Annotated in this window: 15 protein-coding genes; 5 read left to right on the top strand and 10 right to left on the bottom strand. The window is 71.5% G+C overall.

Going from position 1 to position 14,598, the window contains the following annotated elements:
• Together WME89_RS09660 and WME89_RS09655 are read left to right on the top strand one after the other, a co-directional pair.
• On the top strand, positions 1-1,740 hold the full coding sequence (locus tag WME89_RS09660; protein WP_438008927.1) for a M16 family metallopeptidase: 1,740 nt from the start codon (positions 1-3) through the stop codon (positions 1,738-1,740).
• Positions 1,737-2,540, top strand: a complete 804-nt coding sequence (locus WME89_RS09655; protein ID WP_438008926.1) for a phosphatase PAP2 family protein — start codon at positions 1,737-1,739, stop codon at positions 2,538-2,540. Before WME89_RS09660 ends, WME89_RS09655 begins: the two co-directional genes overlap by 4 nt.
• A gap of 21 nt (positions 2,541-2,561) precedes the next feature.
• On the opposite strand, the gene WME89_RS09650 is transcribed toward WME89_RS09655, so the two are convergent.
• Positions 2,562-2,984, bottom strand: coding sequence for a DUF1992 domain-containing protein (locus WME89_RS09650; protein ID WP_438008925.1), 423 nt, complete (start codon positions 2,982-2,984; stop codon positions 2,562-2,564).
• 187 nt (positions 2,985-3,171) lie between these two features.
• Between WME89_RS09650 and WME89_RS09645 the strand changes: the two genes are divergently transcribed.
• Positions 3,172-3,630 (top strand): SRPBCC family protein, encoded by a 459-nt coding sequence (locus tag WME89_RS09645; protein ID WP_438008924.1) that lies wholly within the window; start codon positions 3,172-3,174, stop codon positions 3,628-3,630.
• Positions 3,631-3,750: 120 nt separating this feature from the next.
• On the opposite strand, the gene WME89_RS09640 is transcribed toward WME89_RS09645, so the two are convergent.
• Positions 3,751-4,122: a hypothetical protein gene (locus WME89_RS09640; protein ID WP_438008923.1), complete on the bottom strand. Its 372-nt coding sequence runs from the start codon at positions 4,120-4,122 to the stop codon at positions 3,751-3,753.
• Between WME89_RS09640 and trxA the strand changes: the two genes are divergently transcribed.
• Together trxA and WME89_RS09630 are read left to right on the top strand one after the other, a co-directional pair.
• Positions 4,121-4,579 carry a thioredoxin gene (trxA, locus tag WME89_RS09635; RefSeq protein ID WP_438008922.1) on the top strand — a complete coding sequence of 153 codons (459 nt, stop codon included), beginning with the start codon at positions 4,121-4,123 and terminating at the stop codon, positions 4,577-4,579. The genes WME89_RS09640 and trxA overlap by 2 nt on opposite strands.
• Positions 4,580-4,682: 103 nt before the next feature.
• The gene (locus tag WME89_RS09630; RefSeq protein WP_438008921.1) at positions 4,683-5,276 is read left to right on the top strand and encodes a hypothetical protein; all 594 of its coding nucleotides are present in this window, start codon (positions 4,683-4,685) and stop codon (positions 5,274-5,276) included.
• Between the two features lie 95 nt (positions 5,277-5,371).
• On the opposite strand, the gene WME89_RS09625 is transcribed toward WME89_RS09630, so the two are convergent.
• From WME89_RS09625 to WME89_RS09590, 8 genes are all read right to left on the bottom strand, one after another.
• Entirely contained in the window at positions 5,372-6,547 is a 1,176-nt protein-coding gene (locus WME89_RS09625; protein WP_438011916.1) for a sigma-54 interaction domain-containing protein, read from the bottom strand.
• Between the two features lie 130 nt (positions 6,548-6,677).
• The gene (locus WME89_RS09620) at positions 6,678-7,433 is read right to left on the bottom strand and encodes an ABC transporter ATP-binding protein (protein WP_437624833.1); all 756 of its coding nucleotides are present in this window, start codon (positions 7,431-7,433) and stop codon (positions 6,678-6,680) included.
• A 19-nt stretch (positions 7,434-7,452) separates the two neighbouring features.
• Positions 7,453-8,232 (bottom strand): ABC transporter permease, encoded by a 780-nt coding sequence (locus tag WME89_RS09615; RefSeq protein ID WP_438008920.1) that lies wholly within the window; start codon positions 8,230-8,232, stop codon positions 7,453-7,455.
• Positions 8,233-8,258: 26 nt separating this feature from the next.
• A complete protein-coding gene (locus WME89_RS09610; protein WP_438008919.1) occupies positions 8,259-9,119 on the bottom strand; it encodes an ABC transporter permease in 861 nt (286 codons plus the stop codon).
• Between the two features lie 71 nt (positions 9,120-9,190).
• A complete protein-coding gene (locus WME89_RS09605; RefSeq protein ID WP_438008918.1) occupies positions 9,191-10,273 on the bottom strand; it encodes an ABC transporter substrate-binding protein in 1,083 nt (360 codons plus the stop codon).
• Between the two features lie 171 nt (positions 10,274-10,444).
• Positions 10,445-12,148 carry a hypothetical protein gene (locus WME89_RS09600; protein WP_438008917.1) on the bottom strand — a complete coding sequence of 568 codons (1,704 nt, stop codon included), beginning with the start codon at positions 12,146-12,148 and terminating at the stop codon, positions 10,445-10,447.
• Positions 12,149-12,233: 85 nt separating this feature from the next.
• The gene (locus WME89_RS09595) at positions 12,234-13,763 is read right to left on the bottom strand and encodes an amidohydrolase family protein (protein WP_438008916.1); all 1,530 of its coding nucleotides are present in this window, start codon (positions 13,761-13,763) and stop codon (positions 12,234-12,236) included.
• A gap of 134 nt (positions 13,764-13,897) precedes the next feature.
• Positions 13,898-14,149 (bottom strand): hypothetical protein, encoded by a 252-nt coding sequence (locus WME89_RS09590; protein WP_438008915.1) that lies wholly within the window; start codon positions 14,147-14,149, stop codon positions 13,898-13,900.
• Positions 14,150-14,598: the final 449 nt, after the last annotated feature.

Genomic DNA, 14,598 nt, shown 5'->3' with positions numbered 1-14,598 from the left:
ATGCGCATGAAACGAATCCTCTCCGTCTCGCTCGCCGCGCTGGCGCTCGCCGCCTGCGCCCAGAAAACGTCGACGCCGCCCGCCACGACCGCGAAAGCGCCGCCCGCGCCGACCTCGGCCGCGCCGCCGGCGCCCGAGGCGCCGGACGCCTTCCGCCGCTCGCCGCCGCCTCCAGGGCCCGATGTGGTCTTCGTGCCGCCGCGGATCGAGGAGGCGAAGCTCGCCAACGGGATCCGCGTCCTCGTGGTGGAGCGGCACGAGCTGCCGATCGTGGCGGTGGACGTGACCACCGTCCGCGGCGCGGACCAGGCCGCGCCGGGCGTCGGCGCGTTCGCGGGCGCGATGCTCACGCAGGGCACGAAGACCCGCAACGCGCTCCAGTTCAGCGACGCGCTCGGCAAGCTGGGCGCGAACTTCTCGTCCGGCGTCAACTTCGACGGCGGCGGCGTGCAGGGCGAGAGCCTGGCGCCGCGGTTCGGCGAGATGCTCACGCTGCTCGGCGACGCGTACATGAACCCGGCGTTCGCGCCCGCGGAGATCGAGCGCGAGCGGTCGCGCCGCATCACCCAGCTCGCCGAGATGAACGACCGGCCCGCGTCGCTCCTCTCCATCGCCCAGGGCATGGTCCTCTACCCCGAGGGCCACCCGTACAGCGCGCCGCTGCTCGGCACCGAGGCGGCGCTCAAGAAGATCACCGCGGGCGCCCTCGCGAAGTTCCACGCGGCGCAGTTCCGGCCGGAGCTGACGACGGTGGCCATCGCCGGGAACATCACCAAGGCCGACGCGGTGAAGGAGGTGGAGCGGGTCTTCGGCGCCTGGAAGGGGCCGCTCGGCGCGCCGCCGGTCCCGGCGCAGGCGGAGCTCCCCGCGGACCCAGCGGCGCTCGGCGCGGGCGCGCCGCGCATCGTGCTCGTCGACCGGCCCGGGCTCACGCAGTCGACGGTGACGGTGACGCTGCCGGGCGTGCCGCGCGCGACGAAGGACTACGACGCGATCCTCGTGATGAACACCCTGCTCGGGGGACAGTTCTCGAGCCGGCTCAACCTGAACCTGCGCGAGAAGCACGCCTACACCTACGGCGCGCGCTCCGGCTTCGACATGCGCCACGGCCCCGGCCCGTTCGCCGCTGGCGGCGCGGTGGTGCGGGAGAACACCGGCCCCGCCGTGCGGGAGATCATCGCGGAGATCGACCGGATGCGGAGGGAGCCGGTCACGCTCGAGGAGCTCGCGGACGCCAAGGCGAACCTCATCCGCCAGCTGCCGGCCCGCTTCGAGACGGCAGGGGCGACCGCGTCGACGGTGGCGAGCCTCGCGGTCTACGATCTGCCGCTCGACGAGTTCGGGACGCGGCCGGCCAGGATCCAGCGGATCACGCCCGAGGACGTGCAGCGCGTGGCGCAGAAGTACCTCGCGCCCGAGCAGCTGCGGGTCGTCCTGGTGGGCGATGCCAGCGCCGTCGGAGAGCAGTTCTCGGCGCTGCAGCTCGGTCCGGTCACCGTGCAGAAGGCGCCCGGCGTGACGGCGGGACAGCCGCCGGCGGGCAAGCCTGCGGCGGCGGCGCAGCAGGCCGGAAAGCCCGCGGCGCCCGCGCAGCAGGCGGCCCCCGCGCAGCCCGCGACGCCCAAGGCCGGAAAGCCCGCGGCCCCCGCGCAGCCCGCGGCGCCCAAGGCCGGAAAGCCCGCGGCCCCCGCGCAGCCCGCGGCGCCCAAGGCAACTCCACCCGCAACGAAGAAGCCGTGAAATACGCCGGCCCGCTCGCGTGCGCGTGCGCGCTGGCGTGGAGCACGCCCGCCGCCGCGCAGGTGGGCCCGGCGGCCCCGGACTGGGCCTTCGGGACACCGGCCGGCGAGGTGGCCGTCGTCGCGGCCTGCACCGCCTCGCTCGCGACGTACCTGCTGCCCCAGCGCCGCTCGGCGTGGGGCGCCGCCTCCAGCGAGGAGCGCAACGAGGCGATCGGCCTCGCCAGCGACATCACCGGCGCCACCCTGGGCACGCTGCTCCTCCTCGGCAGCGGGTACGCCCTCGAGGGCAGCTACCTCGCGGGCGCCGGTGTCCCCGACCCCTACTCCCGCGCGCTCAGGACGTCGCTGATCGAGATCGAAGCAGCGGCGCTGTCGACCGGCCTCTCGAGCATGATCAAGCGCCTGTCGGGCCGGTGCCGCCCGCGCGCGTGGCGGACGGATCGCTGCGGCGAGACCGACCTCGATTTCGACGCCTTCCCGTCCGGCCACACGACCCCGGTCGCGGCCATCGCGGGCGCGCGCCTCAACCTCGCGCTGCGCACGACCGGCGATGCCACGCCGCGCCTCGGGGCGCTCGCCCTCGCCGAGGTGGCCACCGTGGTGACGATGGCCCTGCGGATCGGCTCGGGCGCGCACTCGTGGCAGGACGTCGGCGCCGGCATGATCCTGGGCCACGTCACGGGCTTCGCGATCGCAGCCATCCACCCGATCCAGCCGACCCGGGCGCCGTATGCGGCAGGCGCGCTGCCCGAGCCGGCGCCGGAGCCCGCCGCGATCACCTGGTCGTGGAGATTCTGAGCGAGGGCGCTCGCCGGACCGTCATCGAGCGCTCCTGCGCGGCGGGCGCGACCCGGCGCCGGTCCCTGAGGCGAGCTCCGCGCCCGCCTGCGCCGCGCCGTCGAGCAGCCTCACCAGGACGTGCTTGCCCGAGGCCTCGAACAGGACGCTGAGGCGCAGCGCTCGATCCCGCAGCGTCTGCGCGAGCCTCTGCCGCGCAGTGCCCTCGGGGGCGCGCGCGAGCGCCCCGCGGAGCTCGGCGATCTCGCGCAGGAGCAGCACCTCCTCGGGCGCGCTCCCTGCGCTCCGCGCGAGCAGGACCTCCGTCCGCTCGTCGCGGGTCAGCCCGGCGAGATCGTCCTCCTTGAGCGGCTTGCCCCGGCCCGGGAGCCGATCGAGGTCTCCGCGCGCGATCGCAGCTTGAATTCGCGACTCCACCAGCTGTTCCAGCCCGTCGATCGCCATGCCGCCGTCCTTTCCGTCCGATGGTCCTTTGGCGCTGGAGCGCCGCGCGTTTCCTCTCTGCGGTTCTTCTCTGGGGAACGCTCTCCACCTCGGCAATCTCCCTCGCCGCCCGTCCAGGGCTCCGGGACAGGGCGCCGTCCCCGGCGAGGCGCGGGCGCGCAGGCAGGCCGCGATCCATGGTGCGGCCATGCCCATCTTCGAGAAGCGCACGCGCATCGCCGCGCCCCCCGAGCGGGTCTTCGCCTTCCACGAGGAGCCCGACGCCCTCGAGCGCCTGACGCCCCCCTGGGAGCACGCGCGCGTCCTCGAGAAGACCGGCGGGATCCTCGTCGGCGCGCGCGTGGTGATGGAGACGCGCGTCGGCCCTGTCCCGCTGCGCTGGGTCGCCGAGCACACGCAGTACGAACAGGGCCGGATGTTCCAGGACACGCAGCGCAGCGGGCCCTTCAAGCGCTGGGTCCACACCCACCGCACGGACCCGGACGGCGCCGGCGGCTGCTACCTCACCGACCACGTGGACTACGATCTGCCGCTCGGCGCGATCGGCCGCCTCGGCGGCGAGCGGTTCGTCCGCCGCAAGCTGGAGCGGATGTTCGCCTACCGCCACGAGGTGACGCGGCGGGCGTGCGAGGCGCCGCCGCGGTGACAGGCTCGGCCCGGCGCCGCGTCAATCGCACCCGCGCCTTCGCCACGCAGCGCCGAGCGCCCGCGCCTTCATCATGCCGTGCCGGGAACGCGTCGCGGCGCCCTGCCCTTCAGCCCGCTGTCACCGGCGCGGATCGCCCTCGGGCCGCCCGCCCGGATGCTCCGGATCGAACTGAGCCGGCCGGTCGTTCTGCGGTCCGTCTGCCGTGTATCCCCGCTGTGACGCCCCCTGCTGGCGGGCGATCTGCTCGACGTCGCTCGAGCCTTGCGTGGTCTCGTCGTTCAGCTGCCGCGTCGGCGCTCCCGGCTCCTGCTGCTCGCCGCCGATTTGCTGCTGAGCCTGCTCGCCCGGTCCTGCGTTCTCTTTCGTGGGTTCCATGATCCGACCCTGGAGCCCGATCGCTGAGTGTAAAGCCCCCGTTGCCAAGGCAGACGTCGGATCCAAGATCTTCACGATGCCGCGGCAGGCGGCGATGCCAAGGAGAACGAGCATGGCTATCTACCGTTGCGGCCGGTGCGGGTCGATGAACCGGGTCGCGGACCAGCGGGTCAAGGACCGGCCCCTCTGTGGCCGCTGCAAGGCTCATCTCGACACGACGGGCGCCCCGCAGCCGGTGGACGGGGCCGCGCTCGAGCAGGCAATCGCCAGCTCTCCCATCCCCGTCCTGGTCGACTACTGGGCCACCTGGTGCGGGCCGTGCCGCGTCGTCGCGCCCGTCCTCGACGAGCTGGGTCGCGGAAACGCGGGCAAGGTGCTGGTCCTGAAGCTCGACATCGACGCCGATCGGGCGGAGGCCGAGCGCCGGCGGATCCAGGGGGTGCCGACGTTCGTGCTCTTCCACGGCGGGCAAGAGGTCGACCGCCGCAGCGGCGTGACCTCGCGCGCCGATCTGGAGCGCTGGATCGCGAGCCGGGCCGGGCAGCCCTCCATGCGCGCTAGCCACGCCTGAGCCACCGCCACAGGCCACGAGCGCGCGCCGGACTGGCCTCGCGAGACGTGGAGACGCGTCGCGCCCTGGTGGGCAACACGGGCGCTCTGCTGGCGCTCTTTCAGTGAAGCACTCCAGCCCCGGTGAGGTCGGCGCGACGGCGAAGGAGTGGTGTATTTCGGGCAGGTCGACGGGGCCATTTCGATTTCCGCGCGCCGTCGTCGAGCGCGCGTTCGAGCGGACCGAGCGGCTACCGCGCGCGTTGCGACGGGCCCAGCAGCGTGCGATCCTCTCCGTGCTCAGCGAGCGGATGCTGGAGTTCCTCAGGGAGGCCTCGATGAACCCCGACAAGATCCCCGAAACTCCCGCTGCCAGGAAGCTGCGCCTCTTCCTCGAAGCGCAGGGGCGGAAGAAGGGGCGCGCAGAAGGCGAGGCCAAGGGGCGCGCAGAGGGCGAGGCCAAGGGGCGCGCCGCAGGCGAGGCCAAGGGCCGGCAGGAGGCGCTCATCACGCTGCTGCGGGCGCGCGGGCTCGCGCCTTCACCGGACGATGAGGCGCGCATCCGGGGCTGCGCCGACGCGGCGAAGCTCGATCGCTGGATCGCACGGGCTGCCACGGCCACGACGGTGCGCGAGGCCCTCGGGACGCGGACCCAGAGCACGAGGGCTCGACCCCGCCCGCCGGGCCGCTCGCGCCCGACACCCGCGCCGCGCTCCTGAGCCGCGCCGCGCCGGCTCCGCGACGGCGCTGGCCGGGCCGGCTCCGCGACGGCGCTGGCCCGTGCAGCGGCGCCGACGCGCCCCTCAGGTCGCCCTCAGGTCGTCCCCGGGGCGCGCGACGAGGAGCGCTCCTCCCCCCGCCCGAACGCCGCCGCGGCCGCTCCGCCGCGCACCGCGCGGTAGCGCGCCAGCTCGCCGAACTGCGCGAGCCGGGCGCGCACGATGTTCCTGCTGATCCCGAGCAGCCGCGCCGTCTGGAGCTGGTTGCGATCGCAATAGCGGTACGCCGTCCGGATGATCGTCTCCTCGATCTGCTCGTGCAGGTTCGGCAGGTTCTGCTCGAACAGCGCCAGCAGCGCGCCCTCCAGCGACGCCGCCTGCTGCGCCGGCCTGACCTGCGACTCGACGTCCGCTGCCCACCGGTCACCCCCCCTGTCCGAAGGAGGAGGCAACGTCGCCGTCCTCGGCTGGAGCGCGGTGAGGCGAAGGTCCGCCACCGCGATCTGGCTGCCCTTGCAGACCAGGAGCGCGTGGTGGATGGCGTTCTCGAGCTCCCGGATGTTGCCGGGCCACGGGTGCTCCAGGAGCCGCGCCGCCGCCTCCGCCGTGAGCGCGGCCGGCGCCGAGCCGAGCCGCTGCGCGTAGAGATCGACGAAGTAGCGCGCCAGCGGGAGGATGTCGCCCGGCCGCTCGCGCAGCGGCGGGAGCGCGAGCGTCGCCACGTTGAGCCGGTAGAACAGGTCCTCGCGGAACTTCCGCGCGGTCACCGCCGCCTCCAGATCCACGTTGGTCGCCGCGATGAGCCGCACGTCGATCGGGATCGGCTGGCGCGAGCCGAGCCGCACCACCTCGCGCTCCTGCAGCACCCGGAGCAGCTTCACCTGGAGCGGCAGCGAGAGATCCCCGATCTCGTCGAGGAAGAGCGTGCCGCCGTCCGCCGCCTCGAACCACCCCGCCTTCGAGGTCGTCGCCCCCGTGAAGGCGCCCTTCTCGTGACCGAACAGCTCGCTCTCGACCAGCGACTCCGACCAGGCACCGCAGTTGACCGCCACGAAGGGCCGGCCACGGCGGTGGCTCAGCGCATGGATGTGGCGCGCGACGAGCTCCTTGCCCGTGCCGGTCTCCCCCGTCACGAGCAGCGTCGCGTCGCTCGGCGAGAGCTGCCGGATCCGATCGAGGATCGCCTGCGACTGCGGATCCTCGAAAACGAGCGCCTTGGCGCGCAGCGAAAGAGCCAGGGCACCCGGGTTGGGAAGCGTGAGCAACGGCATCGTCATCGGGCTTTACTCACCATGATAGCGGATGTTCCGTCCATTATAACGGACGACATGGCCGAGCGCCAGCGTCTTGTCGGGGCGTGACCCTAGGGGCGCCCCCGGCGCGCGGGAGCCGCGCGGCGCGTCACGCCTCGAGGAGGTAGCTGCGCACCTCGTCGGTGAGCGCCTTGATGTCGTGATCGGTGCGGGACCGGGGGCGCGGCACGTCGACGGGGACGACGCGCTTGATGCGCCCGGGCCGCGGCTCGAGCACCACCACCCGATCGCCCAGGAACACGGCCTCATCGACGTCGTGCGTGACGAGGATCATCGTGATCTTCTCCTTCTGCCAGATGCGCTGGAGCTCCTGCTGCAGCTTCGTGCGGGTCAGCGCGTCGAGCGCGCCGAAGGGCTCGTCGAGGAGCAGGATGCCCGGCCTGTTGACCAGCCCGCGCGCGATGGCCGCCCGCTGCGCCATGCCGCCGGACAGCTGGTGCGGGTAGGCCCGCTTGAACGCCGACAGGCCCACGAGCTCGAGGTGCTCGTCGACCGCGCGGGTCTTCTCGGCCTGCGGCCACGTCGAGCTCTCGAGCCCGAGCGCGACGTTCTGCTCGATGGTGAGCCACGGGAAGAGCCGGTGCTCCTGGAAGACGATGCCCCGGTCGAGGCTCGTCCCCTCGACGCGCGCGCCGCCGACGAGGATGTCGCCCTGGTAATCGCTGTCCAGCCCGACGATGAGCCGGAGGAGCGTCGATTTACCGCAACCGCTCGTGCCCACGACGCTGATGAACTCGCCGGGGTGGATGGTCAGGCCGATCCCCTGGAGGACCTGCAACGACTCGTCTTTGACAACGTACTTCTTGCTGACGTCGCGAATGTTGATGACTCCGGGCGAGCTCATGACTTGTTCCTCCAAGATTTCACACGCCGCGGACGCGCCATCGCAGCAGGCGGTCCTCCGCGGCCGTGGCCAGCACGTTCAGGCCGAAGCCCACGAGGCCGGACACGATCAATCCGACCAGCACCACATCCATGGCGAAGCGCTCGCGCCCGTCGACCATCAGGCTGCCGACGCCAGGGGCGGGCTCGAGCAGGTACTCGGCCCCGAGGGTGCCGAGCCAGGCGTAGATGAGCGCCTGATGGAAGCCAGCGAAGAGCGAGGGCGTCGCCGACGGCAGGATGACCTTGCGGAGCACCTGCCACCGCGAGAAGCGGAGGACGCGCGCCACCTCGATGTGCTCGACACCGACGCTCCGCACGCCCTCGTAGGTGTTCACGACGACCGGGTAGAAGGCCGAGAGCGCGATGAAGGCGATCTTCGCCTGCTCGCCCACGCCGAGCCACACCGACATGAGCGGGATCCACGCGAAGAGCGCGACCTGCTTCGCGGCGTGGAAGCTCGGCGAGAAGAGCCTGTCGGCGACGCGCGAGACGGCGAGGAGGCCGCCGACGGCGATGCCGGCCGCGGTCCCGAGCGACAGCCCGAGGAGATCCCGGGTCAGGCTGGCCCGGAGGTGGTCCCAGAGCTCCCCGCTCTCGTGCAGGCCCCTCGCGGCCTCCCAGACAGCGAGCGGTGGGACGAGGATGCGGGTGTTGGCGAGCTCGTAGCGGCAGACGACGATCCAGGCGAGGACGACGAAGACGGGCAGGACCAGGCCGCGCAGCCGCGGCGTGTCCAGAGCATGGGTGATGGCGCTCATGTTCGATCCGAGGGAGTGTGCGAGGGTTACAGGGCGGCGCGCCGCCAGCGGAGGAGGCGGGCCTCGATCTTCTCGAGCCCCTTGTCGAGCGCGAGCCCGAGGACCCCCACGACGAGGATCGCCGCGAGCACCACGTCGAGCTGGAAGAGCTGGCGGCCCCAGACGATCAGGAACCCGACGCCCTCGGAGGACGCCAGGAGCTCGACCGTGACGAGCGACAGCCACGCTTGCGTGAGGCCGTACCGGATCCCGACCGCGATCGACGGGACGGCGGCGGGGAGCACGACCTTCCTGAGCAGCTGGACGTTGCTGAACCGGAAGACGCGCGCGACCTCGATGTACGACCGGGGGACGCTCTTGATGCCCTGGAGCGTGTTCAGCGCCACAGGGATGAGGCTGGCCTGCGCGATGAGGACGAGCTTGAGCGACTCGCCGATGCCCAGCACCATCATGAACAGCGGCAGCCACGCGAGCACGGGGACCTGCGCGAGCGCCTTGAAGAGCGGGTGAACATAGTCCTCGACGCGCCGCGAGAGCCCCATGGCCACGCCGAGCAGCAGGCCGGCCGCGCCGCCGATGGCGAAGCCGCCGAAGACGCGCCCGAGGCTTGTCGCGATGTTCGTGTGCAGATCTCCCGAGCTCGCGAGCTCGGTCAGCGTCTGGACGACCAGCCCCGGCGCCGGCAGGATCTGCGGCGGGATCAGCTCGCGCTGCGAGGCGTAGCTCCACGCGAGGAGGAGCGCCGCCGGGAAGATCAGCCCCACGGCGACGTTGCCCACCCGGCGCGACAGGAGGCGCGCCGCGCCGCCCGCGGGCAGCGTCACCTCGGGCGCCGCGAGCTTGTAGGCGGCCTGGGCCTGGCTTTCTTGAATTCCCTGCTGCGTCATCTTGAGTGCCTTTCTGTTGTGGTCGGCCGCCCTGCCGCGCGCGCGGCGAGACCGCCGCGCGCGGGCTGCCCTCATTGCCTGCCGGGGTGCTTGATCTTCCCGTTCGCGTCGAACTCGGGCCAGTAGCCCTCGAGGTTCAGCTCCTTGAGCGCCGCGTTCAGGAACCTCAGATCGATCCACGAGTCGACGTCGAACGTGTTCCTGATCAGGCCGAACCGCTTCGCGTCGGCGGCGGCCGCCTTGTAGCGGGAGATCAGGTACTCATCGAACAGCGGGCTCGCGCGCACCTTGAGCGAGTCGCCCGTCTGGTCCGCCTTGAAGTTCGAGTACGGCACGCCCGACTTGGACCAGAGCTGGTAGATCGGCGCCGGGTTCGCCTCGTTCTGTGCGATCCAGTGGGCGGCCTGGACGACGACCTTCACGACGCGCTTGGTCACGTCCGGGTACTTGTTCGCGAAGTCCTCGGTGACGATCAGGTGTGCGTGCCGCAGGTACGCCGGCGAGTCGTTCTTCGTCGAGTAGACGATCTTCGCGATGCCCTGGTCCTGGAGCGTGAGGAGGTCGTACCCGCCGAACGCCGCGTCGATGTCGCGGGTGGCGAGCGCCGCCTTCGCCGTCGCGGAGTCCATGTTGAGGATCCGGAGATCGCGCTCGGTCAGCCCGCTGCCCGCGAGGATCTTGTTGACGGCGAGCTGGAGGTTCGTGCCCTTGAAGAGGGCGACCTTCTTGCCCTTGAGGTCGGCGAGCGACGAGATCGACGAGTCTGACGGGACGGCCAGGTAGGTGTGCTGTCGCGTCGACACCCCGGCGAGGAGCTTCGTCTTGAGCCCTCCTGCGCGGCCGATGCTCGACGGCAGGTCTCCCTGGAGCGCGAAGTCGAGGAGCCCGTTCGCGTACGCCTCGTTGACGGCGGGCCCGGCGCCCTTGAAGAAGGACCACTGGATCTTGATGTTGTCCTTCTTGAACTCCTCCTCGAGGAGCCCGCGCGCGTGCACCACGCTGAGGCTGCTCCCCCCCACGAACGGCCGGTTCCCGATCCCCACCCCCGCGAACGCGACCCGGATGACGCTAGGCGCATCCGCCCGCGCCACCTGCGCCGAGAACGTCAAGACCGCCGCGACAAATATCTGAAGTATAACAAGAGCTCGTCTCATGATGTTCCTCTGTAAATTCTCTGGATATCGCCGGCTAAACCGCCGCCAGAGCGATGCGCTCCCGCACAGGAGACGGGCCCAGATCGGCGTCTTCGGCGCGCAGGCGCACTCCAGTGCGCCGAGCACCGAAGACGTCGAGGTGGGCCCGTATCCGAAGCGGGTGCGCATCGCTCAGAAGCCGCCTTGGAGCTGGGCCAGGAGCTCGTGCCGGGCCCCCTCCTTGCTCGTGCGGTCGTCCCGGCGGTTGAGGTTGAGCTGGAACTTCGTCGTCTCCGCGAAGAAGAGGTTGAAGCCGAGCGTGTACACGTCGACCCGGTTCGCTGGCACCTCGGTGCTCGGGTCGAAGAGGTCGACGCGGATGAACGGCTGGTAGGTCTTCGGCCACCAGTCGTCGTACCGGCCCTGGTTCCGGTAGCCCCTCAGGAACTGCTCACCCCAGTTGTAGAAGAAGGTCGCCACGTGCGACAGGCTCGAGAGCCTCGTCTTCCGGGGATCCTCCGGCGTGGTCCCGAGCGTCACGTCGTCCTGGCCGTAGATGAACTCGTAGGTGACGCCGATCGGGTAGTGGTTGTAGTAGATGTCACCGCCGTAACGGCGCTTGACGCCCTTTCCGGACAGCGTCTTCTTCTCGTCCTTGAGGAAGGTGTTCTGCCAGCCGATGTACGCGCTCCCGCCGAGCGTGATCTGGCGAAGGAGGGAGTTGTAGTCGGACGGCACGGTGAACGCGAGCCGACCGATGATGTCCTTCTCGCTGTTGTCGTCGGGCGTGTTCGGCCCGCTCCCGTTGACGAGGCCCACGGCGTAGGCGAGGACGGGCGCGCGGTAGTTGTAGCCGTAGTCCACCTGCGGCAGCACGTCGCCCCGGATGATGAGGCCGAGGTCGCGCCGGTTGAGCCCGAGCTTCGTCGTGAACTGCGCGTTGGTGATCACCGGCTTGAGCTCCTCGCTCGCCGGGACCTCCAGGCCGAACGGCAAGAGCTGCTGGCCGAGCGTGACTTGCAGGACCCAGTCCTCGGGGGCGAGGGTGGGCAGCACGGAATACGAGAGCTGGGCGTCCAGCAGGTTGAGGAAGCTGTTGTTGCTCGCCTGCTGGGGCGAGGCGCCGAAGCGCAGCGAGTAGGTCAGGTTCCGCCCTTCCTCGTAGTCCTTGTAGAGGATGCCGTTGAACGAGAGGAGCGCGGCGCCGATGTCGAACGTCACCTTGCGGTCGTTCGAGGTCGCCGTGGTCACCGGCTGCTCCGTCCACCCGATGCGCGCCTGGACGACGCCGCCGACGAGGAGCGAGCGGGTCGAGATGGCGGTGTGGAGATCGCGCTCGCGCTGCCACTGGAACTTGAAGTTCTCGAGGTCGGTGACCAGCCCTTGCAGGTCGTCCCGCGTCGCGACGTTGGGATCGGGCTCGACGAAGGCCTCCGCGGCAGCGTCGCCCGCGGGCGCGGCGCCCGGGGCGGGCTCGCCCGGGGCGGCGCCGGGCGCTGCCGGGGCGACCGCTGCGGTGCCTGGCGTGGCCGCGGCGCCCGGCGTGGCCGCCGCGGCGCCGGCGGGGGCCGGGGCCTGCGCGGCGCCCGCCGGCGCAGGAGCGGCGGCGCCGGGCGTCGGGGCGGAGCCAGCGGGCGCCGGGGTCGCGCCGCGAGGAGGCGGGGCCGCGCCGGCGGGCACAGCGGCGGCGCTGGGCGCACCGGCAGCGCCGGCAGGCGCAGGGGCGGCGCCGCGATTTGCGGGGGCCGCGCCGGCGGGCGCCGGGGCAGCGCCAGCAGGGGCAGGCGCGGGGCGCTGGCCGGGCGGGTTCTGCGCGCTGGCCTCGGTCACGCAAAGGGCGATGGTCGTCGCCAGGATCGTGGAGATAGCTGTTCTTGAACGGTCAAGCAGACGCATGAATGGATCCAAAGAGGTTCGTTTTTTTCGAGATCCCCCCCGCGCGGGGCCGCATCCGCCGGCCCCGCCCAGCGCTTCTCCTCCGTCAGGCCGCCTTGCTCTTCGGCAGCTTCTGCTCGACCGCGGTCCCTGCGAAGAAGCCGGGGTTCTTGCCGGCGAAGAAGTTGTAAGGATGGGTGAACACGAGATCGCGGAAGTTCGCCTCCGTGAGCGCCCCCCGCTCGACGAGGCTCCACGTGTCCGCGAGGACCTCGGTCAGATCCGGCACGTCCCAGTGGCCGCTGTCGGACGCCCAGAAGGCGTTGAGCTGCACGCCGAGCGGGTTGACCTTCGTGTTGAACGCATACGCGATCGTCGGGTCGTCCGCCTCCGAGCCGAAGTAGAAGTTCGGCACGAACCGGTCGCGGATGTCCTCGATCCGCTCGATGCCCGCCGCCGCGAAGTCGTCGAGCGCGCCCGGGTCCTGCGGCTGGCGGCGCGAGTTGTTCGACACGCCGAGCGCCCCGCCGAGGACGGCGTTGATGTCGCCGAGCCGCGCCTCGACCTCCTGGCCGCCGTACTGCTGGTAGAGCGCGTAGAGCAGCTTCGCGTCGATGAGGTCAGGGTTGTAGTTCTGGACGGCCTTGCCGTTGCGCTTCTCCCAGTGGCCGACGAGATCGGCGAAGAGCGTCGCGCCCCACGCCGCGCCCCCCTCGAGGAAGCCGACGCGGAGGTCGGGGAACCGCCGGGTCACGCCGCTGAAGAAGAGCGACTTCGCGAGCGCCTCGGAGGCGGAGGCGAAGTGGCCGATGTGATTGTACATGTAGCTGGAGACCGAGCTGCGGCTGGTCCACCCCATCCCGGCAGAGTGGGTGGTCAGCACGGTCTTGAGCTCGACCGCCTTGGCCCAGAACGGGTCGTAGTTGTATTCGCTGTCGACGCCGAACGTGTCGAGCCAGTTCGCGTGCCGCGCGACGTCCGGATGGTGGCGGGACGGGTACTTCTCGGCCACGGCGCGGATGGGCCGGCGGAGGTTGCCCGGGATGAGCGCGACCTTGAGGCCGAGCTCGCGCACGGCGAACTCGAGCTCCTCGATCCCCTCCTCCGGCGTGTGCAGCGGGATGGCGGCGACCGGCGTGAGGCGGTCGGCGTACGGCCGGTACGCGTCGGCGTGGTACGCGTTGACCGCGCGGATGAGCACCCGGCGCAGGTCCTCCTTGCCGACGTGGGTGGCGAAGGTGGAGACGTTCGGGAACAGGACGGCGAAGTCCGTCCCCGACTCGCCGAGCCGCTCGTGCAGCAGCCTGGGCAGCGACACGGTGGCGAGATCGAGGGTGTTCTTGGTCGGCAGGGCCCACCACGGCGGCCGCACCGAGCGCTGCGCGGCGCGCTGCTCGGGCGTGAGCTCGTACCACTCGTTGCTCAGGTAGCCGAAGCCCCGGTTGATCGCCTGGCGGAACTCGTCGACGTACTTCGCGCCGCCGTACTTCGCGATGTAATCCTCGAGGATCGGCGCGAACTCGATCGTGTGCAGATCGGTGTCGATGACGGGGTAATCGAGCTTGTCGCGCACCGCCCGCGAGCGAGAGGTCTTCTTGCCGTCTTTCAGCGAGAGGTGAGAGGATGAGATGCTCATGTCGATGATCTCCATGGCGCGGTCGCGCGGCCGCGCCGTCGTCGGCTGCGCTCGGCAGCCGCGGTCAAGGCGTGATGGGGCGGCGCGCCGGAAAGGCGCCCGCTCCTGTCCTGGTAACGTGAGAGGCCTACGAGCTAGAGCGCCGCGAGCGCGGCGCCCGGACAGCGCGTGGCGGTCCATCGCGCGCGTCGGCGCCGCGCGCCGCTCCGGCGGAGCGCGACGCGCGGCGAGCGCCTGCGGGGCGACGAGGAGCGCCCGGGCGCCAGGGCGGCGCCCGCCCCGGCGCGGAGCTGCACGACGGCCAGCGCGCCCGCGAGGGCGCTTGTCATGGTCGTGCTGGCGAGGACGAGTGAAATCGCGTCGAGCGCGACCACTGGAGTTTTCATGGCTGCCTTCAGATGTGCTGTCGCCCTGACGCGATGCATTGCGCGGACCACGCCCTCGCGGGGGCCGGAGGGCGCGCGCGGAGGCTCGGAGGTGCGCCCGCATCGCGGCCGCGCCCGCCCTTCCTGAGCGCCGTCCCGGGGGGAAGAGACAGAGGAGGCCCGAATGGCCGGACGCCTCCCGGTGGCGAAGGAAGATCAGCGGAGCGCAGCAGGCGCCGCGCACCCTGTCAGGAGAGCAAATCGATGAACGTTGCTCCGCCGTCGTCTACGTTCTGCACGGGTCATACCAGGCTTACGTCCGCTGTGCAAGACGCGGATCCGCTATACCGGATGCCCCCCCTGCTGCTCCAGCAGCAGGCGTGTGCTGCGGATGTGTTGCTGGAGCAGCAGGCGGCGGCCCCATGCCGGGCGCACAAACGGCGAGAGCCCGCCGCGCAGCTCGTGCACGG

Origin of the sequence: Sorangium sp. So ce321, from assembly GCF_051530195.1 — a bacterium.
Taxonomy (GTDB): Bacteria; Myxococcota_A; Polyangia; order Polyangiales; family Polyangiaceae; genus Sorangium.
This window is presented reverse-complemented; position numbering and strand designations above follow the sequence as displayed.